Source organism: Candidatus Skiveiella danica (assembly GCF_022705245.1).
GTDB classification, from domain to species: Bacteria; Pseudomonadota; Gammaproteobacteria; order Burkholderiales; family Burkholderiaceae_C; genus Skiveiella; species Skiveiella danica.
Genome location: NZ_JAKJEW010000023.1, coordinates 1 through 21900, shown reverse-complemented (window position 1 = coordinate 21900; position 21900 = coordinate 1). Strand labels below are relative to the sequence as shown.

At 65.1% G+C, this 21900-nt stretch carries 19 protein-coding genes, 1 pseudogene and 4 riboswitches; of the genes and pseudogenes, 9 read left to right on the top strand and 11 right to left on the bottom strand.

What is annotated here, in order from left to right; genetic code table 11:
- Positions 1-4 precede the first annotated feature (4 nt).
- Together ACMUOY_RS13585 and ACMUOY_RS13580 are read left to right on the top strand one after the other, a co-directional pair.
- Entirely contained in the window at positions 5-2926 is a 2922-nt protein-coding gene (locus ACMUOY_RS13585; RefSeq protein WP_413893264.1) for a type I restriction endonuclease subunit R, read from the top strand.
- Between the two features lie 4 nt (positions 2927-2930).
- Complete coding sequence (locus ACMUOY_RS13580; RefSeq protein ID WP_413893263.1) at positions 2931-3248, top strand: M48 family metallopeptidase; 318 nt, start codon at positions 2931-2933, stop codon at positions 3246-3248.
- Positions 3249-3390: 142 nt separating this feature from the next.
- Here the strand turns inward: ACMUOY_RS13580 and ACMUOY_RS13575 are convergent, their stop codons facing one another.
- The 9 genes from ACMUOY_RS13575 to ACMUOY_RS13535 form a co-directional block, all read right to left on the bottom strand.
- Positions 3391-4638, bottom strand: coding sequence for a D-amino acid dehydrogenase (locus ACMUOY_RS13575; RefSeq protein WP_413893262.1), 1248 nt, complete (start codon positions 4636-4638; stop codon positions 3391-3393).
- A gap of 60 nt (positions 4639-4698) precedes the next feature.
- A riboswitch (glycine riboswitch) is annotated at positions 4699-4803 on the bottom strand.
- A gap of 28 nt (positions 4804-4831) precedes the next feature.
- Positions 4832-4907: riboswitch (glycine riboswitch) on the bottom strand.
- A gap of 52 nt (positions 4908-4959) precedes the next feature.
- Positions 4960-7857 (bottom strand): aminomethyl-transferring glycine dehydrogenase, encoded by a 2898-nt coding sequence (gcvP, locus tag ACMUOY_RS13570; RefSeq protein WP_413893261.1) that lies wholly within the window; start codon positions 7855-7857, stop codon positions 4960-4962.
- 69 nt (positions 7858-7926) lie between these two features.
- Positions 7927-8298 carry a glycine cleavage system protein H gene (gene gcvH / locus ACMUOY_RS13565; RefSeq protein ID WP_413893260.1) on the bottom strand — a complete coding sequence of 124 codons (372 nt, stop codon included), beginning with the start codon at positions 8296-8298 and terminating at the stop codon, positions 7927-7929.
- 74 nt (positions 8299-8372) lie between these two features.
- Positions 8373-9506, bottom strand: coding sequence for a glycine cleavage system aminomethyltransferase GcvT (gene gcvT / locus ACMUOY_RS13560; protein ID WP_413893259.1), 1134 nt, complete (start codon positions 9504-9506; stop codon positions 8373-8375).
- Positions 9507-9553: 47 nt separating this feature from the next.
- Positions 9554-9694, bottom strand: a riboswitch (glycine riboswitch).
- 7 nt (positions 9695-9701) lie between these two features.
- Positions 9702-9805, bottom strand: a riboswitch (glycine riboswitch).
- A gap of 25 nt (positions 9806-9830) precedes the next feature.
- Positions 9831-11108 (bottom strand): TRAP transporter large permease, encoded by a 1278-nt coding sequence (locus ACMUOY_RS13555; protein ID WP_413893258.1) that lies wholly within the window; start codon positions 11106-11108, stop codon positions 9831-9833.
- A 79-nt stretch (positions 11109-11187) separates the two neighbouring features.
- Complete coding sequence (locus tag ACMUOY_RS13550) at positions 11188-11682, bottom strand: TRAP transporter small permease (protein WP_413893257.1); 495 nt, start codon at positions 11680-11682, stop codon at positions 11188-11190.
- Positions 11683-11770: 88 nt separating this feature from the next.
- Positions 11771-12742, bottom strand: a complete 972-nt coding sequence (locus ACMUOY_RS13545; protein ID WP_413893256.1) for a TRAP transporter substrate-binding protein — start codon at positions 12740-12742, stop codon at positions 11771-11773.
- Positions 12743-12825: 83 nt separating this feature from the next.
- Positions 12826-13851, bottom strand: a complete 1026-nt coding sequence (gene denD / locus ACMUOY_RS13540) for a D-erythronate dehydrogenase (protein ID WP_413893255.1) — start codon at positions 13849-13851, stop codon at positions 12826-12828.
- A gap of 125 nt (positions 13852-13976) precedes the next feature.
- Positions 13977-15677: an electron transfer flavoprotein-ubiquinone oxidoreductase gene (locus ACMUOY_RS13535; protein WP_413893254.1), complete on the bottom strand. Its 1701-nt coding sequence runs from the start codon at positions 15675-15677 to the stop codon at positions 13977-13979.
- 137 nt (positions 15678-15814) lie between these two features.
- Between ACMUOY_RS13535 and ACMUOY_RS13530 the strand changes: the two genes are divergently transcribed.
- The 4 genes from ACMUOY_RS13530 to ald all read left to right on the top strand — a co-directional run bounded on the left by ACMUOY_RS13530 (position 15815) and on the right by ald (position 19239).
- Positions 15815-16597, top strand: coding sequence for an SDR family oxidoreductase (locus tag ACMUOY_RS13530; protein ID WP_413893253.1), 783 nt, complete (start codon positions 15815-15817; stop codon positions 16595-16597).
- Positions 16598-16659: 62 nt separating this feature from the next.
- Positions 16660-17562 carry a DMT family transporter gene (locus tag ACMUOY_RS13525; protein ID WP_413893252.1) on the top strand — a complete coding sequence of 301 codons (903 nt, stop codon included), beginning with the start codon at positions 16660-16662 and terminating at the stop codon, positions 17560-17562.
- A complete protein-coding gene (locus ACMUOY_RS13520) occupies positions 17559-17981 on the top strand; it encodes an acyl-CoA thioesterase (RefSeq protein WP_413893251.1) in 423 nt (140 codons plus the stop codon). The genes ACMUOY_RS13525 and ACMUOY_RS13520 overlap by 4 nt, the downstream gene beginning before the upstream one ends.
- A 142-nt stretch (positions 17982-18123) precedes the next feature.
- Entirely contained in the window at positions 18124-19239 is a 1116-nt protein-coding gene (gene ald / locus ACMUOY_RS13515; protein WP_413893250.1) for an alanine dehydrogenase, read from the top strand.
- 103 nt (positions 19240-19342) lie between these two features.
- On the opposite strand, the gene ACMUOY_RS13510 is transcribed toward ald, so the two are convergent.
- Positions 19343-19930 carry a peroxidase-related enzyme gene (locus ACMUOY_RS13510; RefSeq protein WP_413893249.1) on the bottom strand — a complete coding sequence of 196 codons (588 nt, stop codon included), beginning with the start codon at positions 19928-19930 and terminating at the stop codon, positions 19343-19345.
- Between the two features lie 62 nt (positions 19931-19992).
- Between ACMUOY_RS13510 and ACMUOY_RS13505 the strand changes: the two genes are divergently transcribed.
- Positions 19993-20370 carry a carboxymuconolactone decarboxylase family protein gene (locus tag ACMUOY_RS13505; protein WP_413893248.1) on the top strand — a complete coding sequence of 126 codons (378 nt, stop codon included), beginning with the start codon at positions 19993-19995 and terminating at the stop codon, positions 20368-20370.
- 96 nt (positions 20371-20466) lie between these two features.
- Here ACMUOY_RS13505 and ACMUOY_RS13500 read toward each other — a convergent pair whose 3' ends face one another.
- A complete protein-coding gene (locus ACMUOY_RS13500) occupies positions 20467-21057 on the bottom strand; it encodes a LuxR C-terminal-related transcriptional regulator (RefSeq protein WP_413893247.1) in 591 nt (196 codons plus the stop codon).
- Positions 21058-21120: 63 nt separating this feature from the next.
- Between ACMUOY_RS13500 and ACMUOY_RS13495 the strand changes: the two genes are divergently transcribed.
- Positions 21121-21828, top strand: coding sequence for a CoA transferase subunit A (locus tag ACMUOY_RS13495; protein WP_413893246.1), 708 nt, complete (start codon positions 21121-21123; stop codon positions 21826-21828).
- A gap of 2 nt (positions 21829-21830) precedes the next feature.
- A pseudogene (locus ACMUOY_RS13490) lies at positions 21831-21900 on the top strand (succinyl-CoA--3-ketoacid-CoA transferase); the annotation flags it as partial.

Sequence of the window (21900 nt, the reverse complement as noted above, 5' to 3'; positions counted from 1 at the left end):
AGCCATGCCCACCCCCGGCGAACACAAAACCGTCCAGGCTCGCATCCTCGGCTACGCCGCGGCCATCGGCTGGACGGTTGTATCCCGCGAGGAAGCCGAGCAGCGTCGCGGCTTTGATCCGGACGTCCCGCCCGCAGACCGCGCCAGGAACCGTTCCCTCTTCTTCGATGACCTGCTCGACGCCAAGCTGCGGGAATTCAATCCTCGTTATGCCGAGGCCGAGGGCGCCTTGCTCGGGCAGTTTCGCCATCTGCACACCGACATCTACGGCAACAGGGATTTCGTCGAACACCTGCGCAACCGGGGCAAGTTCTTCGACCACGAGGAGAAGCGCGAGCGCGACCTGATCCTGGTCGATTACGACGATCCGGCGCGCAACGTCTTTGAGGTCACCGAGGAGTGGGCCTTTCACAACGGCCACTACGGCACGCGGGAGGATGTGGTTTTTCTCATCAACGGCATCCCGGTGCTGGTGATCGAGTGCAAGAACGCCAGCAAGGACGAGGCGATGGCCCTGGGCGTGGACCAGATCCGCCGTTACCACAGCGAGACGCCCGAGCTGTTCGTGCCGCAGCAGTTGTTCACCGCCACCGACGCCATCGGCTTTTGCTACGGGGTGAGCTGGAACACGGTGCGGCGGAACATCTTCAACTGGAAAGGCGAAGACGTCGGCAAGCTGGAGGCCAAGGTGAAGAGCTTCTGCGCCATCCCGCAGGTGCTGGCCTTCCTGAAGGACTACATCGTCTTTGCCGAGAAGGACGAGGAGCTCAATAAATACATCCTGCGCCAGCACCAGACCGGCGCGGTGGAGGCGGCGGTGGGCCGCGCCCTCGACCCCCAGCGCACACGCGGCCTGGTCTGGCACACCCAGGGCAGCGGCAAGACCTTCACTATGATCAAGGCGGCGGAGCGGCTGTTCCGCGCGCCCGGGGCGGACAAGCCCACCGTGCTGCTGATGATCGACCGCAACGAGCTGGAAGATCAGATGCTAAAGAATCTGGCCGCGCTGGGCCTGGGCAACCTGGAGCACGCCAGCAGCATCGCCCGGCTCAACCAGCTGCTGCGTGACGACTACCGGGGCATCGTCGTGACGATGATCCACAAGTTCCGCGACATGCCGGCGAACCTGAACACGCGCGCGAACATCTACGTGCTGATCGACGAAGCCCACCGCACCACGGGCGGCGACCTCGGCAACTTTTTGATGGCCGGCCTGCCGAACGCGAGCTTCATCGGCTTCACCGGCACGCCGGTGGACAAGACGGTGCATGGCAAGGGCACCTTCAAGACCTTTGGCTGCGAGGACGACCAGGGCTATCTGCACAAGTATTCGATCGCCGACAGCATCGAAGACGGCACCACGCTGCCGCTGTACTACCAGCTCGCGCCCAACGACATGCTGGTGCCCCATGAGACGCTGGACAAGGAGTTCCTGTCGCTGGCCGAGGCCGAGGGCGTGGCCGACATCGAGGAGCTGAACAAGATCCTCGAACGGGCGGTGAACCTGAAGAACTTCCTGAAGGGCAAGGAGCGGATTCAGCAGGTGGCGCAGTTCGTCGCCGGGCATTACCGCCAGAACGTCGAGCCGCTGGGCTACAAAGCCTTCCTGGTCGGCGTGGACCGCGAAGCCTGCGCGCATTACAAGCACGCCCTCGACCAGTTCTTGCCGCCCGCGTATTCCGAAGTGGTCTACACCGGCAGCAACAACGATTCGAAACTGCTGAAGGAATTTCACCTCGACCCGAAGCGGGAGCGGCAGATTCGCAAGAGCTTCGGCAAGCTCGACCAGATGCCGAAGATCCTCATCGTCACCGAGAAGCTGCTCACCGGTTTCGACGCGCCGGTGCTCTACGCGATGTATCTCGACAAGCCGATGCGCGACCACACCTTGCTGCAGGCCATCGCCCGGGTGAACCGCCCCTACGAGAACGAGGCGCAGGGGATGGTGAAGCCGCATGGCTTCGTGCTCGATTTCGTCGGCATTTTCGACAAGCTGGAGAAGGCGCTGGCCTTTGACAGCGACGAGATCAACGCCATCGTCAAGGACCTGAAGCTGCTGAAGGTGTTGTTCAAGAACAAGATGGAGTCCAGGGCGCCGGACTACCTGGGCCTGATCGAGCGCAACTTCAACGACAAGGACGTGGATACGCTCATCGAGCACTTCCGCGACCCGGAGCGGCGCAAGGCGTTTTTCAAGGAGTACAAGGAGATCGAGATGCTCTACGAGATCATCTCGCCCGACGCCTTCCTGCGCCCGTTCATGGACGACTATGGCACCTTGTCGGCGATCTATCAGATTGTGCGCAAGGCCTACACCCGGACCGTGAGGGTCGACCGCGAATTCCAGGCCAAGACCAACCATCTCGTCCAGCAGCAGGTGGGCAGCTATGGCGTGGGCGGACTGGGTGAGATCCTAGCGATCGATGGCAACACCATCGAGCTGATCAAGAACAAGAGCGGCGGGGATGGCACCAAGGTCATCAACCTGATCAAGAGCATTGAACAGCTGGCGCAGGAACACAGCGATGACCCCTGCCTCATCGCCATGGCCGAGCGGGCGAGGGCGGTGCAGGAGAGCTTCGAGAACCGCCAGACCAGCACGGCCGAGGCCCTGGCTGAATTGCTGCGCGAGGTCGAAGGCAATGAAGCGCGGAAAAAGGAACAGGCCGAGAAGTCTTTCGATGGCCTGACCTATTTTGTCTACCGCAGCCTGCTGGACGCGAAGATCGGGAACGCCGAAGTGGTCAGCCGCAAGATTCGCCACGCGTTCACCGAGTTTCCGAACTGGCGGCGCAGCGAAAACGCGTTGCGTGAACTGCGCAAGAAAGTGACGTTCGCCATTTACCCGGAGGCCCACAACCTTGATCAGGTGACGGCCCTGGTGGATGCGTTGTTCACGCTGCTGGACAAGGCGGACCGGATCTAGCGCGATGACGGCAACCGACCAGAAAGACCGGTTCAAGCAGCGCGTGCGGCACTGGGCCGACAAGCTGGAGGTCAGGATTGTCTGGCTGGGTGTGCGGCCGATGCGGAACAAGTGGGCCTCGTGCTCCACCGCGGGCCATCTGAATTTCAGCGATGAACTGCCCGCCCTGAAGCCCGAGCTGTGGGACTACGTGATCGTCCATGAGCTGCTTCACTTCTCGGTGCCCAACCACGGGAAGCTCTGGAAAAGCCTGATGCGCGCCCACCTGGGTGCCTACGAGGCCCATGCGGACGAATTAAAGCGAATCGGGCATGGCCTCTGAGTGGGGCCGGTGCCGGCGCTGCCCACCGGAAAGGCGCCCGGCAGGTCGCCGGAGCGCCAATTCTTGATCAAAATGACCGAATCCCAGCGTCAAATGGTCATGGTCAGCTATCAATAGCGAAGTGACCGGGGCCGTCCTTTGCTCAGGCGGGCACAGCAGCCAGCCCGCGCGGCCCACGCGCGGCCTCCCACTGCGCGACGTGGCCGGCGAGCTGGTGCGCGGTGATGGCCGACAGCGTCCAGCCCAGATGCCCGTGGCCGGTGTTGTAGAACACGTTGGGCGCGCGGCCGGGGCCCACGCGCGGCAGCATGTCGGGCATCATGGGCCGCAGGCCGGCCCAGGGCTCGACCCGGCGGGTGCTCACGCCGGGGAAGCACTGGTTGACCCAATCCACCAGCGGGCGGATGCGGTCGGCGCGGATGTCGAGGTTGAAGCCGTTGAACTCGGCCGTGCCCGCCACGCGGAAGCGGTCGGCGCCCAGGCGGCTGGTGACCAGCTTGGTCTCGTCGTCCAGCAGGCTGACCTGCGGCGCGGCGGCCTGGCTGGCCTCGTCGTTCAGCATCACAGTGATCGAATAGCCCTTGACCGGGTAGACGTTGAGCCGGTCGCCCAGCTGGGCGCCGAGCGCGCGGCTGTGCACGCCGGCGCAGACCACCACCGCGTCGCCGGTGACCACCTCGCCATTGGAGAGCGTGACCTGCGCCGTGCTGCCGTTGCTCTGCACGCGGGCCACCGTGTGGCCGGTCAGCAGGCGTACGCCGCGGCGCTCGCAGGCCAGGCTCAGGCCGTGGGTGAACTTGTGGATGTCGCCGGTGCTGTCGCTTTCGGTGTAGAAGCCGCCGTAGTACTGGCCGGCCAGCGTGGGCTCGATGGCGCGCATCTCGTCGGGCGTGACGGCGCGGCGCGGCAGGCCGCCTTCGGCCAGCAATTTGGAGACGTTGGCGGCGTGGTCGAAGCCGGCCTTGTCGCGGTAGATGTGCAGGATGCCGCGCTTCTTATGGTCAAAGTCCACGCCCTCGGCTCGGGCCCAGCCGAACAGGTGCTCGCGCGCGGCAATCGCCAGCTTTGCGGTGGCGACGGTGTTGTCGCGGTACTTCGGAATGGACGCGATGAACTCGGCAAACCAGCTGAGTTTGTGCCAGCTGGGCGTGGGGTTGACCAGCAGCGGCGCGTCGGCCTTGAGCATCCACTTGAGGCCCTTGATGAGCGTGGAGGGGTGGGTCCAGACCTCGGCGTTGGAGGCCGAGAGCTGGCCGCCGTTGGCATGGCTGGTTTCCATGCCGGCGTAGCGGTGTTTTTCGATCAGGGTGACCTCGTGGCCGTCGCGGGCCAGGACGTGGGCGCTGGTGACGCCGGTGATGCCGCCGCCGATGACGATGAGATGGGACATGGGAATCTCGCTTTCAAAGCCGTCAAACAAAGGGCACGCCCCGCACACCGTGTGCGGCGCATGACCCCCTCTGTTTGTGACCTGAGAGATTCACCACCCCGTGAGGCGGCTTGCTCCTGCGGTGGGCCGGGGGACGAATCCCGGCTGCTCTTCAGAGTGTGGCGGCACGCCGATCAGGCGCGCCGTCGCGGCGGCGGTCCGGGGTGCCTGAGAGTTTCCGGGGTGGTTGCTCCTTCGGCGCCGGTGCTCGGGGCACCGGTCTCTCCCGCTGTCGCGGCGGGGCGGCTGGTGGGCCACCCCTGGGAAATCAGATCAGGATGGTCAGGCCAGGTCCTCCACCGGCACGCAGCTGCAGAACAGGTTGCGGTCGCCGTAGACGTTGTCCACCCGGCCCACCGAGGGCCAGTATTTGGTGTTGACCGACGCGCCCCGGGCCGCCGCCGCTACTTCGCGCGGGTAGGGGTGGGGCCAGTCGGTTTTCAGCACGCTGGCCGCGGTGTGCGGCGCGTTCTTGAGCGGGTTGTCACCCTGCGGCCAGGCGCCCGATTCGATCTGGCGGATCTCGTCGCGGATCGCGATCATCGCGGCTATGAAGCGGTCCAGTTCTTCGCGGGTTTCGCTCTCGGTGGGCTCGACCATCAGGGTGTTGGCCACCGGGAAAGAGAGCGTGGGCGCATGGAAGCCGTAGTCCATCAGCCGCTTGGCCACGTCCTCGGCCATCACGCCGCTGGTCTCCTTGAGACAGCGCAGGTCCAGGATGCACTCGTGTGCCACATGGCCGTTGGCCGAGGCGTAGAGCGTGGGGTAGTGGCCGGCCAGGCGCTTGCTGATGTAGTTGGCGCTCAGGATGGCGGCTTCAGTGGCGTGCTTCAGGCCGTCGGCGCCCATCATGCGGATGTACATCCAGCTGATGGGAAGCACGGCAGCATTGCCGAGAGGCGCCGCGCTGACCGCGCCCACGCCGCTCTGGATGCCACCGGTCGCGTGTCCGGGCAGGAACGGCACCAGGTCTTCGACCACACACACCGGCCCCACGCCCGGGCCGCCGCCGCCGTGCGGGATGCAGAAGGTCTTGTGCAGGTTCAGGTGGCTCACGTCGCCGCCGAACTCGCCCGGCGCGGCGACGCCGACCAGCGCGTTCATGTTGGCGCCGTCCACGTAGACGCGCCCGCCGTGGCGGTGCACCAGCGCGCACAACTCCTTCACCGTGGTCTCGAACACGCCATGGGTCGAGGGGTAGGTGATCATTACGGCGGCCAGATTGGCGCTGTGCTGCTCGCATTTGGCTTCCAGGTCGGTCATATCCACGTTGCCGTTCTCGTCGCACTTGGTCACCACGACCTGCAGGCCGGCCATCTGCGCGCTGGCCGGGTTGGTGCCGTGGGCGGAGGACGGAATCAGGCAGATGGTGCGGTGGTGGTCGCCGCGCGACGCGTGCCAGGCCTGGATGGCCAGCAGGCCGGCGTATTCGCCCTGGCTGCCCGCGTTGGGCTGCAGGCTGATGCCGGCGTAGCCCGTGGCCTGGCACAGCCAGGCGCGCAGTTGCTCGTCCAGTTCGCGGTAGCCCTGCAGCTGGTCGGCCGGCGCGAAGGGGTGCACGTTGGCAAATTCGGGCCAGGTGATGGGGATCATCTCGCTGGTGGCATTGAGCTTCATGGTGCAGCTGCCTAGCGGGATCATGCTGCGGTCCAGCGCCAGGTCCTTGTCGGACAGGCTGCGGAGGTAGCGCAGCATGCCGGTTTCGGAATGGTGGCTGTTGAACACCGGATGCGTCAGGAAGGCGCTGGTGCGGCGCAGCGCGGCCGGGATCAGCGGTTCGATGCCTTGTGCGAAGGCATCGACGCTTGGCAAGGCCTGGCCATCCTGCGCGAAGACCGACCAGAGCAGGGCGAGGTCGTCACGCGTGGTGGTCTCGTCCAGCGAGACGCTGACGTACTGGTCCCAGGCCAGGCGCAGGTTGGCGCCCTGGGCCAGTGCCTTGGCCACGATGGCCCGGGCCTGTGCGGCATCAGCCGCCTTGACGGTCAGCGTGTCGAAGGCCGAGTCGCTGGTCAGTTCGCAGCCCAGTTGCCGCAGGCCCCGGGCCAGGATCGCGGTGTAGGCGGCCACGCGCTGTGCGATGCGCGTCAGGCCCTGCGGTCCGTGATAGACCGCGTACATGCTGGCGACGACGGCCGGCAACACCTGCGCGGTGCAGATGTTGGAGGTGGCCTTTTCACGGCGGATGTGCTGCTCCCGCGTCTGCAGCGCCAGCCGGTAGGCCGGGTTGCCGTGGGCGTCCACGCTCACGCCGACCAGGCGCCCAGGCATGGAGCGCTTGAATTCGTCGCGGCAGGCCATGTAGGCGGCGTGCGGGCCGCCTGCACCCATGGGCATGCCGAAACGCTGCGTGGTGCCGATCACGATGTCGGCGCCGAACTCACCGGGGGGCACCAGCAGGGTCAACGCCAGCAGGTCGGCGGCGACGATGAAGGCCGCCTGCTTGCCGTGCACGGTGGCCACGTCGGCGCGCAGGTCGTCGATGCGCCCGCTGGTGGAGGGGTACTGGGCCAGCACGGCAAAGTAGTCGTCGCCGGCCAGCGCCTCGACCCATTCCGGGTGCGAGTTGGCCAGCTTGACGGTCAGGCCCAGCGGCTTCGCGCGGGTCTGGATCACTTCGATGGTCTGCGGGTGGGCATCACCGGCCACCACGATCGTGTGGCCCTTGGCCTTCACGGAGCGGCGGGCCAGCGTCATCGCCTCGGCGGCGGCGGTGGCCTCGTCCAGCATGGACGCGTTGGCGATCGCCATGCCGGTGAGGTCGGTCACCATGGTCTGGAAGTTGACCAAGGCTTCCATGCGGCCCTGGGAAATTTCGGCCTGGTAGGGCGTGTAGGCGGTGTACCAGGCGGGGTTCTCCAGGATGTTGCGCAGGATGACGCCCGGCGTATGCGTGCCGTAGTAGCCCTGGCCGATGAAGCTCTTGAGCACCTGGTTCTTGCCCGCGATGGCCTTCAGCTCGGCCAGCGCGGCGGCTTCGGTCGTCGCGGGCGGCAGGTCCATGCCGGCGTTGCGCGCGATGCTGCGCGGCACGATGGAGTCGATCAGCGCGCGGCGCGAGGCCTCGCCGATGACCGACAGCATGTGGGCCTCGTCCGCGGCGCTGATGCCGATGTGGCGGGCGATGAATTCAGAAGGGTTTTCGAGATCGCCCAAGGGCAGGGCGGTTGGCATCAGCATGGAGGGCTCCGGTCAAAACATTGGGCACGGGGCACTCCGCGGAATGCCCCGCACGCAAGGCTTTGCCGGTCAGGCGTTGGCGGCGAACGCGGTGTAGGCGGTCTCATCCAGCAGCGCGGCGACTTCACCGGCGTCGGACAGCTTCACCTTGAAGAACCAGCCCGCGCCCAGCGGGTCGCTGTTGGCCAAGGAGGGGTCGGCGCGCAGGGCTTCGTTCACCTCAGTGACTTCACCGCTCACGGGCATGTACACGTCGGCGGCGGCCTTGACGGACTCGACCACGCCGGCGACTTCCTTCTGCGCAATGGTCGCGCCCACTTCGGGCAGGTCCACGAACACCACGTCGCCCAGGGCGTCCTGGGCATGGTGGGTGATGCCGACGGTGGCGATGTCGCCGTCGACGTTGATCCATTCGTGGTCTTCGGTGTATTTCAGGCTCATGGGGTTCTCCGGGGAAAATGATCAGGGGGCCAATATAAGGGAAGCATGACAGGGGACGCGGACCCAGCCGGCGCTCAGCCGCGGTGGTAGCGGGTCGGGACGAAGGGGGTTGGCGTCACGACCATCGGCACCGGCTTGCCGCGCACCATGGCAAACAGTTCCGTGCCTGCGGCCGCGTAATCGGGTTCGACATAGGCGATGGCGATCGGCCGGTTCAGCGTGGGCGAGAGCAGGCCGCTGGTGACTTCGCCGACGGTCTGCCCGTCCATGTTTTCCAGCTTCACGTGCTCGCGCACCGGCACCCGCTCGGTGGCCACCAGCCCGACACGAACGCGCGTCAGCGGCAGTGTCCCGTCGAGTTGCGCCAGCACGGTGTCGGCGCCGGGGAAACCTCCGGCTCGTGCGCCGCCCGTGCGGCGCACCTTCTGCATCGCCCAGTTCAGGGCAGCCTCGACCGGCGTGGTGGTGGTGTCGATGTCGTTGCCGTACAGGCACAGTCCGGCTTCCAGGCGCAGCGAATTGCGCGCGCCCAGGCCCACGGGCTTGACCTCGGGTTGTGCCAGCAGGGCACGCGCCAGCGCTTCGGCATGGTCGTTGTGCACCGAGATTTCGAATCCGTCTTCGCCGGTGTAGCCGCTGCGCGTGATGAACAGGTCCGCGCCGGCCCAACTGAAACTGCCACCGGTCATGAAGACCAGTTTCTCGACACCGGGCACCATGCGCGACAAGGCGGCGACCGCCTGCGGGCCCTGCAAGGCCAGCAGCGCGCGCTCCGGCATCGGGATGACGTCGCAACGCTGGCCGATCCGGGCCTGGATGTGGGCGATGTCGCCAGCCTTGCAGGCGCCATTGACGATGACAAAGAGGTCTGCGCCCCGGTTGACGAACATCAGGTCATCGAGGATGCCGCCTTCGTCATTGAGCAGCAGCCCGTAGCGCTGCTTGCCGGCTTGCAGACCGATCACGTTCATGGGAATCAGGGTCTCGAACGCGGCTGCGGCGTCAGCACCCACCAGACGCAGCTGGCCCATGTGCGAGACGTCGAACAGGCCGGCGGCGGTGCGGGTGTGGTGGTGTTCGGCCATGAGGCCGGCCGGGTATTGCACCGGCATCGAATAGCCGGCAAACGGCACCATGCGGGCACCGAGCTCCACATGCAGCGCATTCAGCGGGGTGGTGAGCAAAGGGGTGTCATGGGGTGCGGACATGCAATTCTCCTGCGGGGCAAACTCGAAACATGGCACGCATGCCATGGGCTGCCCTCTCTGTCCGCTTTACCTGAGAGATTCGCCGGGCCTGCGTCACCGTGCCTGGGGCACAGCGGCGGGCTGCGGGTTGCTCCTTCGGTGGACCCCGCCGGCTTGCACCCGCGGAGACTCTCTCCAGTGAGGAAACGTCCTTTCAGACGCTTGTCAGTCCTTTTGCCTGAGCGTTCAGGACTCCTTGCGGAGCCTCCTGCGCCTTCGGCGGCCAGCCCTTGGGGCCGGCTCTCTCCTGACAAGGCTGGATTCTACCGCTGGGCCGGCGTCGACCTACCGGGCGTAGACCAGGTCCCGCAAGCCCAGCGAGAGGCCGGGCACATAGGTGATCACCATCAGGCAGGCGAGGATCACCAACACGAAGGGAATCAGGTCCTTGATCATGCGGTCCAGCGAGATGCGCGCCACCGTGCAGGCGGCAAACAGGTTCACGCCGAAAGGCGGCGTGATCATGCCCAAGGCCAGGTTCACCACCATGATCAGGCCGAAGTGCACCGGGTCGATCCCGAAGTGCATGGCCACCGGCGCCAGGATCGGTGCCAGCACGATGATGGCCGCGCTGGTCTCGATGAACATGCCAATCAGGAACAGCGCCGCGTTCACGCCCAGCAGGAAATAGGCCGGGGTTTTCAGAACATCCTCCAACCAGTGGCCGATGGCATCGGGCACGCCGGCGCGCGTGATCAGGAAAGCAAACAGCCCGGCATTGGCGATGATGAACATGATCACCGCGCTGGACAGCACCGACTTGCGCAGGATGATGGCGAGATCGGCGAGCTTGATTTCGCGGTAGATCAGCAGGCCAACGACGAGCGCATAAAAGACGGCCACGGCCGATGCTTCGGTCGGCGTGAAGACCCCGCCGTAGATGCCACCGAGGATGATGACCGGCATCAGCAGCGCCCAGCCGGCCTGCCAGGTGGCCTTGCCCACGCCCAGGCGGCCGTCGCCATCGTTCTTGCCCCAGCCCTTGATGCGGCAATAGACCCAGACGAAAGCCATCAACGCCAGGCCGATCAGGATGCCGGGACCGAAGCCGGCGATGAAGAGTTCGCCGATCGAGACCTCGGCGCTCACGCCGTACAGGATCATCGGAATCGAAGGCGGGATGATCACCCCGAGTTCGGCGCTGGTGGCCTGCAAGGCGGCGGCCCAGGTGGTGGGGTAGCCGTGCTTGATGAGCGCCGGAATGAGGATGGTGCCGATGGCGAACGTCGTGGCCACCGACGAGCCCGACACGGCCGCGAAGATCATGCACGTCAGTACGCAGGTCATGGGCAGGCCGCCCTGCACACCACCGACCAGGCTCTTGGCAAACTCCACCAGCCGACGCGAGATGCCACCGGTTTCCATGATGTTGCCGGCCAGGATGAAGAAGGGAATGGCCGCCAGCGGAAACTTGTTGATCGCGTTGAACATCTCCTTCACGGAGATCAGCATGTTGGCGTTGCCAACCTGGATGCCCAGGATCGAGGCCAGACCGATCGACACCGCGACCGAGACGGTGAGTGCAAAGCACAGCACCATCGTTGAAAGCATCGCGGCGGTCATAGGAGCCCCCACGTTTGGCGCTGCGCGCCTGCACTGCCCCCCAAGGGGGCCCTCGCGCCTTGGAGCGGTCCAGGGGTGCTCATTGCGCGGTCTCCAGTTCAAGGCGCTGCGGATCCAGCAGGTTGCCGATGATGCCGAGGATGCTGAACACGCCGCCGACCGGCATCGCCAGATAGGCCCAGAACATGGACACATCTTCAAGACCGATCATGGTCTGCACCTTGCCGCGGTTGGCATAGTCCCAGCCCCACCAGATGATGACGGCGATCAGCACCAGCGCGGCGAGGCAGACGATCCAGTCGAGCACGCGCCGCAGGGCCGGCGGGCTCCAGCGGTAGAGCACATCCACGCTGACCATGGCGCCCTGGCGAAACGCCGTCGGAATGCCGAGAAAGACCATCCAGATCAGGCTGAAGCGGATCATGACTTCGGACCACTCGGCCGGGGTTTCGAGCACGAAGCGGGTGATGATCTGGAACACGCCCAGGCTGGCGGCCAGTGCCAGCATGGCGCAGGCCGCCAGCATCGACAGCGTGCTGGTCATGCGTTCGATCCGGAGAAAAGTGTCTTTCACGATAGGGGCCGCCTGGGCTGAAGGTTCAGGAATGAAAACGCCCGAAAGTCGGAGAACTTCGGGCGTGGTCCGGACAGTGGAGCGGGAACTACTTGACGGCGCGAATCCGGTCGATGTTGGCCTTGCCGAACTGCTTTTCGAACTCGGCGTTCACCGGCGCCAGCACCGTGACGAACTTGGCCTTGTCCACGTTATCAATGACGGTCATGCCCTTGGCGCGCAGGTCGGCCACACCTTTGGCATCGTCCTCGTCGACGCGGGCACGGTTGGCCTTGGTGCCTTCCTTGGCGGCCTCGATGAAGGCTTGCTTGTCGGCCGCGCTGAGCTTTTCGTAAGCCGCCTTGTTCATCAGGAAAATGGCGGGCGAATACACGTGGCCGGTCAGGGAGAGGTGCTTCTGGACCTGATCGAACTTGGCCGAGATGATGACCGACAGGGGATTTTCCTGGCCATCGACCGTGCCCTGCTGCAGGGCGGTGAACACTTCCGGGAAGGCCATGGGCGTCGTCACGATGCCGAAGCCCTTGTAGGCGGCAATGTGCACCGGGTTCTCCATGGTGCGCATCTTCAGGCCCTTCAGATCTTCAGGCACATTGACGGGGCGCTTGCTGTTGGTCATGTGGCGGAAACCGTTCTCGGCCCAAGCCAGCGCCTTGAATCCCTTGGCGTCGAACTTGACCAGCATTTCCTGGCCGATCGGGCCGTCCAGCACGGCGCGGGCATGTGCCTTGTCACGGAACAGGAAAGGCACGTCCAGGATCTTGGCTTCGGGCACAAAATTGGGCACCGGTCCGGTGGAGCTGAAGGCCAGTTCCTGCGTGCCCAGTTGCACCGCCTCGATGGATTCGCGTTCGCCGCCCAGCGCGCCGTTGTAGAACGTCTGGATCTTGTAGCGGCCACCGGTGCGCTTCTCGACTTCCTTGGCAAAGGTGTCGATGGCAATGCCCTGGTGCGAGTTCTGGGCCGTCGAAATGCTGATCTTCATTGTGGTCTGTGCCGAGGCTGCGGCCACAAAGCCCAGAGCCAGACTCAGGCCCAACACCAGTTTGCTCAATTTCATGAAAGTCTCCTTGGTTTAAACGGTGGCAACCCTCGGACATCTGATCGAGTCAGATGCGCCCGAAAGTCGTCATACAACTTTGATTATGGCTGCACGGGCAGGCGGATCGCATCCGGGTTTTCGCGAATGTAGTCGCGAATGATGGCTTCGAAGCTGGAGTCGGGCAGCAGGCCGAGAGTGCGTGCGCGGGTCGCTGCGATGGCGCCGGGCCAGGTGCTGACGACGCGAATGATCGCGGGATCAGGCGTCCAGTCCAGCAGATTGGCGGCTGCCGAGCCGGCCACGCGGCCCAGCGCCTCGGCCATTTCGCGCACGCTGGTGCGCAGGGCGGGCAAATTCATGGCGGTCAGCGGGCCCCAGTCCGCATCGGTGGTCTGCGCCGCACGGATCAAGCCGTCGATCGTGCGTCCGGGCGACGACAGTGCCACTGCAACGTCCGCGGGTACCGGGCAGACGGCGCGCTGACCGGCCAGCGGTTCGCGGATCATGCCGCTGAGGAAGCTCGACGCCGCACCGTTGGGCTTGCCCGGGCGCACGCTGACCGTCATCAGACGCACATTGCGCCCACGCACAAAGCCTTTGCGTGCGTAATCGGCCACGAGTTGTTCCCCGATGAACTTCTGGATGCCATAGCTGCTTTGCGGAGTGGGCAGGGTGTTGTCCTCGATCACCTCGGGCAGGGACTGCCCAGGCGCCTTGCCGAAGACCGCCAGCGAGCTCGCGAACACGAAGGTCGGGCCGGTCTTCAGGGTGCGGCAGGCCTCAAGCAGGGCACGGGTCGCGTCCAGGTTGCTTCGCATGCCGAGATCGAAATCAGCCTCGCATTCGCCGCTGACCGCAGCCGCGAGGTGAAATACCAACTGGGTGTCGGCGGCGATGGCCATCGTTCCGGACGGTCCCGGTCGCAGCAGGTCGTTCAGGTCGCCCACGACGGTGGCGACGCGCGAGTCGGCCAGCAAGTCGGCCGGCGGCTGGGCCCGGTCGACCAGGGTGATGCGGGAAATGGGCTGCGGTGCTGCGCCCGCCAGCGCCAGCGGGCCTTGGGCGAGCAGGGTGCGCGCCAGACGCGCGCCCAGAAAACCGGCGCCACCGGTGATCACGATGTTCATGGATTGACCTCCAGGGGAAGCGTGAACTGTAACGTGCGTGCATCGCCGGGGGTCGTCGCAGGATCGACAGGGGCCATGAAAAAAGGGGCCGGTTGGCCCCTTTCAGATCAAGATGACGTGGCCGCCTACATGCCGGCGTAGTTCGGGCCGCCACCGCCTTCGGGCGAGACCCAGACGATGTTCTGCGTCGGGTCCTTGATATCGCAGGTCTTGCAGTGCACGCAGTTCTGGGCGTTGATCTGCAGGCGTTGGGCGCTGCCGCCCTTGGATTCGTCGGGCACGAATTCGTACACGCCCGCCGGGCAGTAGCGACCCTCGGGTCCGGCGAACTTGGCCAGGTTCACGTTGACCGGGACCGTGGCGTCCTTGAGCGTCAGGTGGGCGGGCTGGTTCTCTTCGTGGTTGGTGTTGCTGATGAAGACGCTGGAGAGCCGGTCGAAGGTCAGGACGCCGTCGGGCTTCGGATAGTCGATGGGCCTGCACTCGGCGGCCGGCTTCAGGTAGACGTGGTCGGGCTTGTCGCGGTGGATCGTCCAGGGGATGTTGCCTTTGAGCACGAATTGCTCGATGCCGGTCATCAGCGTGCCGACCGTACGGCCCTTCTTGAACCACTGTTTGAAGTTGCGTGCCTTGTTGAGTTCGGTATGCAGCCACGATTCGTTGAAGGCCTCCGGATAGGCCGTCAGCTCGTCATGCTGGCGACCGCTCGCCAACGCGTCGAAGGCCGCTTCGGCGGCCAACATGCCGGTCTTGATGGCGGCGTGCGCACCTTTGATGCGGCTGGCATTGAGGTAACCGGCATCGCAGCCGACCAGCGCCCCGCCTGGGAACACCGTCTTGGGCAGGGACAGCAGGCCGCCGGCCGTGATGGCCCGCGCACCGTAGGAAATGCGCTTGGCGGGTTTGGCACCTTTGTCACCCTCGAAGTACCAGCGGATGTTCGGGTGGGTCTTGTAGCGCTGAAACTCCTCGAACGGGCTGAGCCAGGGGTTCTTGTAGTCGAGGCCGACCACGAAGCCCACCACGACCTGGTTGTTTTCCATGTGGTACATGAACGAGCCGCCGTAGGTGTCTTCCTCCAGCGGCCAGCCGGCCGTGTGCACGACCAGGCCCGGGGTGTGGCGCGCCGGATCGATCTCCCAGAGTTCCTTGATGCCGATGCCGTAGCTCTGCGGATCGCAGCCGGCGTCGAGCTTGAAGTTGGCGATCAGTTGTTTGCCCAGGTGGCCGCGCGAACCTTCGGCGAAGATGGTGTACTTGGCATGCAGTTCCATGCCCAGCTGGAAGTTCTCGGTGGGTTCGCCATCCTTTCCGATGCCCAGGTTTCCGGTGGCCACGCCCTTGACGGAGCCATCGTCGTGGTAGAGCACCTCTGCCGCCGCGAAGCCAGGAAAAATCTCGACGCCGAGGTTCTCTGCCTGCTGGGCCATCCAGCGCACCACTGCACCCAGGCTGACGATGTAGTTGCCGTGGTTGTGGAAGCATGCCGGCAGGAGCATGTTGGGCGTGCGGGTCGCGCCGGTCTCGCTGGTCATCAGGAAGATGTCGCCGGTGACGGGCTGGTTCAGCGGTGCGCCGAGTTCCTTCCAGTTCGGAAAAAGTTCGTTGAGGGCGATCGGGTCCATGATTGCGCCGGACAGCGTGTGCGCCCCAGGCTCGGAGCCCTTCTCCAGCACGACGACCGAAATTTCGGTGCCTTTCGCTGCCGCCAGCTGCTTCAGGCGAATCGCGGTGGCCAGGCCGCCGGGACCGCCGCCGACCACGACCACGTCGTATTCCATTGCTTCGCGCGGGCCGAACTGGGCCAGTATTTCCTGGTTTGTCATGGGATGTCTCGGTTGAACATGGGCGGTATCGTGCCCCACAACAGGTGCATGTGTCTGTCGGTTGGGCGACTGATTTTATGCCGTTCACAGGCACAATCGAACGATCGTTCTCTTCGTTTTTAGTGGAGGTTCCCTCAATGGCATACAGCATCGATCTCTCCGGCCGCGTGGCCTTCATCACCGGGGCCTCCGGGGGCCTCGGCGCCCAGTTTGCGCGCACGCTGGCTGCCGCCGGTGCGGGCGTCGTCCTGGCCAGCCGGCGACTGGAAAAGCTCAAGGAACTGCGCGCAGAGATCGAGGGCGCGGGCGGCGACGCCCATGTGATCGAGCTCGACGTGACCGACAACGATTCCATCAAATCCGCGGTGGCGCATGCCGAGACCGAAATGGGATCGATCGACATCCTGGTCAACAACTCCGGTGTCAGCACCACGCAGCGCATCCAGGACGTGGCGGAGGACGACTACGACTTCGTGTTCAACACCAACGTGCGCGGCGCCTTCTTCGTGGCGCAGGAAGTGGGCAAGCGCATGCTGGCCCGTTCCCGTGGTGCGGCGCCCGGCAGTTTCACGGGCGGGCGCATCATCAACATCGCCTCGATGGCTGGCCTGAAGGTGCTGCCGCAAATCGGCGTCTATTGCATGAGCAAGGCCGCGGTGGTGCAGATGACCAAGGCCATGGCGCTGGAGTGGGGCCGCTTCGGCATCAATGTCAACGCGATCTGCCCCGGCTACATCGACACTGAGATCAACCACCACCACTGGCAGACCGAGCAGGGGCAGAAACTGATCCAGATGCTGCCGCGCAAGCGTGTGGGGCAGCCGCAGGACCTGGATGGCCTGGTGCTGATGCTGGCCAGCGACCAGAGCCACTTCATCAATGGCGCGGTCATTGCGGCCGACGATGGATTTGGGGTCTGAGGCGTGAGGCTCGCGCGCGGGCCCGGGGGCGCGCCGAGGTGCCGGGTGGGGTCCATGCCGGCATGAGTTGGGGCATTGTTGCGGGCCTGCTGGCGGGCGCGCTGTGGGGGCTGGTTTTCGTGGCACCGCGCATGACGCCGGGCCTGTCATCACTCGACCTCGCCGCGGGGCGGTTCATGGCCTATGGGCTGGCGTCGACGTTGGTGCTCCTGGCCTTGCCGGGCCGCCGGCGGCGGCCCACGCTGGCCCAGATGGGCTGGGCCGTGGTCCTGAGCGTGCTGGGTTTCACAGGTTATTACTGGTTCCTGGTGCTGGCGATCCGCGATGCCGGCACCGAGGTCCCGACACTCATCATCGGCACCATTCCGCTGTGGGTCATGGTGCTGGGCAAGCCGGCAGGTCTTCGCTGGCCGGCACTGTTGCCGGGTCTGGTGCTGACGGCTGCCGGTCTGGCCTTGATGATGGACGCGACGTCGCAGGCGCCTTCAATGGACGCGACAGGCGCTGTACCCGACTTCATGCGTGGCGTAGCGTGGGCCGTCCTGGCCATGGCGTGCTGGACGGCCTTTGCGCTGCTGAACTCGGCCTGGCTGCACCGCCATCCCGAGGTCTCCGCCACGGACTGGGCCAACTGGCTCGGCGTGGCCACCGGCACGGGCGCGCTGCTGATGTGGCTGGCCCTGGGCACGCCGGCGTCAGTGCTGGTTCGACACCCTGGCTTTGCGCAATCGGCGGCGGTGTGCGTGGCCACCGGGCTGGGCTCGGCGTGGCTGGCCACCATCCTCTGGAACGTGGCCAGCCAGCGGCTTTCCGCCAGCCTGTGCGGGCAGCTGATCGTCAGCGAGACGGTCTTCGCGCTGGTGTATTCGTTTGTGCTGGACGGCCACTGGCCGGGCTTTGCGCAGCTTGCGGCCGCCGTGCTCTTCACCCTTGGTATTCTTTTTTCGATCAGGGCCCATCGATGAAATTTGAAATTCCCGCCATCAAGAAACAGGTTTTCGAGATGAGCATCCCGATCCGCTGGGGTGACATGGATGCCATGAACCATGTCAACAACACCACCTATTTCCGCTACCTGGAAATCATCCGCATCGAGTGGTTCCGATCCATCGGTTGCAGGATGGATCCCCTGGGCGAAGGGCCGGTGATCGTCAACGCGTTCTGCAATTTCTACAAGCAGCTGGAGTTCCCGGGCGACCTGCTGGTGCGCATGTATGCCAGCGATCCGGCGCGCACCACGTTCGAGACCTGGGCCACGATCGAACGGGCCGATGCCCCCGGTGCGATCTGGGTCGCCGGAGGGGCCACCACGATCTGGGTCGATTTTCCGAAGCAGAAGGCCGTGCCGCTGCCGGACTGGGTCCGCCAGCTGGTGCAGGAATGAGCAGGACCGCCTGGACCGCCGAAGCCCGGCAGGTCATTGGAAACTATTCATTATTCTTATGAACTTGCAATAAAATTAACATTGCTTCTCAAGAGGAGTCGTCGCCGCCACAATCCGCCTCATCCATTCACAGGAGGCAATCATGCTCATCGGCGTCCCCAAGGAAATCAAGAACCATGAATACCGTGTCGGCCTGACGCCGGCCAGCGTGCGCGAGCTCACGGCCCATGGCCATCAGGTGCTTGTGCAAAACGATGCCGGTACCGCGATCGACCTGACCGATGCGCAGTACGTGGCCGCCGGTGCCGAGATGGTGGCCACAGCCGCCGAGATCTTTGCGCGCGCCGAGATGATCGTGAAAGTCAAGGAGCCGCAGCCCGTGGAGTGCGCGATGTTGCGGCCTGGGCAAATCCTCTACACCTACCTGCACCTGGCGCCGGACCCCGAGCAGACGAAGGCGCTGGTCAAGTCCGGTGCCATCTGCATCGCCTACGAAACCATCACCGGGGCCGGCGGCGGCCTTCCGCTGCTGGCACCGATGAGCGAAGTGGCCGGGCGCATGGCCGTGCAGGCCGGCGCCACCTATCTGGAAAAAGCCCATGGCGGGCGCGGCCTGCTGCTGGGCGGCGTGCCCGGCGTGCAGCCCGGGCACGTGGCCATCATTGGTGCCGGCGTGGTCGGCACCAATGCGCTGCAGATGGCGGTGGGCCTGGGCGCGCGCGTGACCGTGCTGGACAAGAACGTGGACCGCCTGCGCCAGCTGGACCTGGTGTTCGGCAACCGCATCAGCACGATTTATTCGACGGCGTCCGCTATCGAAGAGGCCGTGCTGGACGCCGACCTGGTGGTCGGCGGCGTGCTGGTGCCCGGTGCGGCGGCGCCCAAGCTGGTGACCCGCGCGCACGTGGCGCGCATGAAGAAGGGTGCGGTGCTGGTGGACGTGGCCATCGACCAGGGCGGCTGTTTCGAGACCTCGCACGCGACGACCCATGCCGAGCCCGTCTACATGGTGGACGGCGTGGTGCACTACTGCGTGGCCAACATGCCAGGCGCGGTGGCGCGCACCTCGACCTTTGCGCTCAACAACGCCACGATCGGGCATGCGCTGGCGCTGGCCGAAAAGGGCTGGAAGCAGGCGCTGAAGGACAACCCGCACCTGCTGCACGGCCTGAACGTGTGCCAAGGCCAGGTGACCTACGAAGCCGTGGCACACGACCTGGGCTACGAATTCGTGGACCCCGCCGGACTGCTCGGGTAAAAACGGCCACAGGAACGGCACCGGCGGCCCCGCCCACCCGAAGTTGAGGGAAATCAGCTCCTTCCCAGCGTCGAAAGGTCACTGATTGCTATCAGAAAAGTAGTCAGGCCTTGGCCTTCGGCATCCGGCCCATGAGGTAGAACTCGGGATTGGGCATCATGCCGCTGAAACTGGCCATGCGGTTGGACAGGCCGAAGAAGGCGGTGATGGCCGCGATGTCCCAGATGTCCTCGTCGTCAAAGCCATGGGCGTGAAGCGCCTCGAAATCGGCGTCATTGATCTGATCCGAGTGCTGGCAGACCTTCATCGCGAAGTCCAGCATCGCGCGCTGGCGCGGCGGGATCTCGGCCTTGCGGTAGTTCACCGCCACCTGGTCGGCCACGAGCGGCTTCTTTTCGTAGATGCGCAGGATGGCGCCGTGCGCCACCACACAGTACAGGCAGTTGTTGGCCGCACTGGTGGTGGTCACGATCATCTCGCGCTCGCCCTTGCTCAGGCCACTGGTGCGCCCGACGGACTCCGGCACCATCAGCGCGTCGTGGTAGGCAAAGAAGGCGCGCCATTCGGCTGGGCGGCGGGCAAAGCCCAGAAAGACGTTCGGCACAAAGCCGGCTTTCTCCTGCACTTCCAGCACTTTGGCCTTGATGTCGTCGGGCAGGTCGTTCAGTTCGGGGGCGGGGTAGCGGGTCATAGGGGTCTCCTCTGGAATGATTCATGCATGATGCCAGCCTGATTTTGCAGGAGCTTCACACAATGGATTCCCAATTCGACAAAGGCCTGGCCACCCGCAAGCAGGTGATGGGCGAAGACTTCGTGGCCCGCGCCTTCGGCGGCGCCACCGAGTTCACCGCACCCATCCAGCAATACATCACACGCAACGCCTGGGGCGACGTCTGGCAGCGTCCGGGCCTGGACCTGAAAACCCGCAGCCTGATCACCGTGGCCATGCTCATCGCCTTGGGCAAGCAGCACGAGCTCAAGGGCCATGTGCGCGGCGCGCTGAACAACGGCGCGACGCCGCAGGAACTCCAGGAGGTGCTGCTGCACGCGAGCATCTACTGCGGTCTGCCCACCGCGGTCGAGGCCTTCCGCACCGCCGCCGAGGTGGTGGACGCGCCGGTCACGCGCTGAAAGCCGATTTCGGTGGCCGCTGAGGCGATGTTCAGGGGCTTTTGGGCACCGGACCAGCGTCGAACGGTCATGGAATGCTATGAAAATAGGACCTTTTTAACCGCCCATCAGTTTGTGCACCAGGTCGGCCGTGGTGCTGGCCTGGTACTTGCGCATCAGGCGAGCGCGGTAGATTTCCACGGTGCGGTGGCTGATCGCCAGCGCCTTGCCGATTTCCTTGGCCGTCAGGCCGTCCATGACGTGCGCGGCCACCTCGCGCTCGCGGGCGGTCAACTCAGCCTTGACCGGCCGGCGTGAGCTCAGGTCCTCGAAGCTCCAGATGCCGGCCTCGTGCGGGGCGTCGCGGTTCAGCGCGCGGCCGGTCACATGACACCAGAAGATCTCGCCGCGGAAGCGGCCATCGAGCCGCTTCATGAGCCTGTCGTCGGAATAGGTGCCGTCGCGGTTGAGCAGCGGCGCGATGCGCGCGCCGGTGCGTTCGTATTCGTCAGCACTGGGGTACAGGATCTGGAAGGACTGCCCGATGAGCTGTTCGCGGGTCGCGCCGAACATCTCGCAGACCCGGCGGTTGCAGTTCACCATGGTGCGGTTGCGCGAGAGCACGAGGCCGATCGGGGCCAGGTCGAAGGCCAGCTGGTAGTCGATGTCGTGGGTCACGGCGATGCGATCGGGTTGGGGGTTGGCCATTACGAAATACTACGTACTGAGTTACGTAGTATCGTTCAGCTTTCCCCATTTCAGGAGACCTGTGTGAACAAGCTCTATCCTTCCGCCGCCGCGGCCCTCAAGGGCATCGTGGCCGACGGCCAGCTCATGGCGGTCGGCGGCTTCGGCCTGTGCGGCATCCCCGAGGCGCTGATCGACGCGCTGCGCGACAGTGGCGTGAAGAACCTCACTGTCATTTCCAACAACGCCGGCGTCGATGGTTTCGGCCTGGGCAAGTTGCTGGAGACACGCCAGATCAAGAAGATGATCTCGTCCTACGTCGGCGAGAACAAGGAGTTCGAGCGCCAATACCTGGCCGGCGAGCTGGAGCTGGAATTCACGCCCCAGGGCACGCTGGCCGAGAAGCTGCGCGCCGGCGGCGCCGGCATTCCGGCCTTCTTCACCCGCACCGGTGTCGGCACGCTGGTGGCCGAAGGCAAGGAGCTGCGCGAGTTCGACGGCAAGACCTACGTCATGGAGCGCTCCCTGGTGCCGGCGGTGTCGCTGGTCAAGGCGCACCGGGCTGACAAGTCGGGCAACCTGCAGTTCCGCCTGACGGCGCGCAATTTCAACCCGGCCGTTGCAATGGCCGGGCGCATCTGCGTGGTGGAAGTGGAGGAAATCGTCGAGACCGGCGCCATGGTGCCGGACCAGGTGCACCTGCCGGGCATCTATGTGCACCGCATCGTGCACAACCCGAATCCCGAAAAACGCATTGAAAAACGGACCATCACAGAAAAGGCGGGGGTGTAATCATGGCGTGGACACAAGACCAGATGGCGGCGCGCGCCGCCCGCGAACTGCACGACGGCTATTACGTCAACC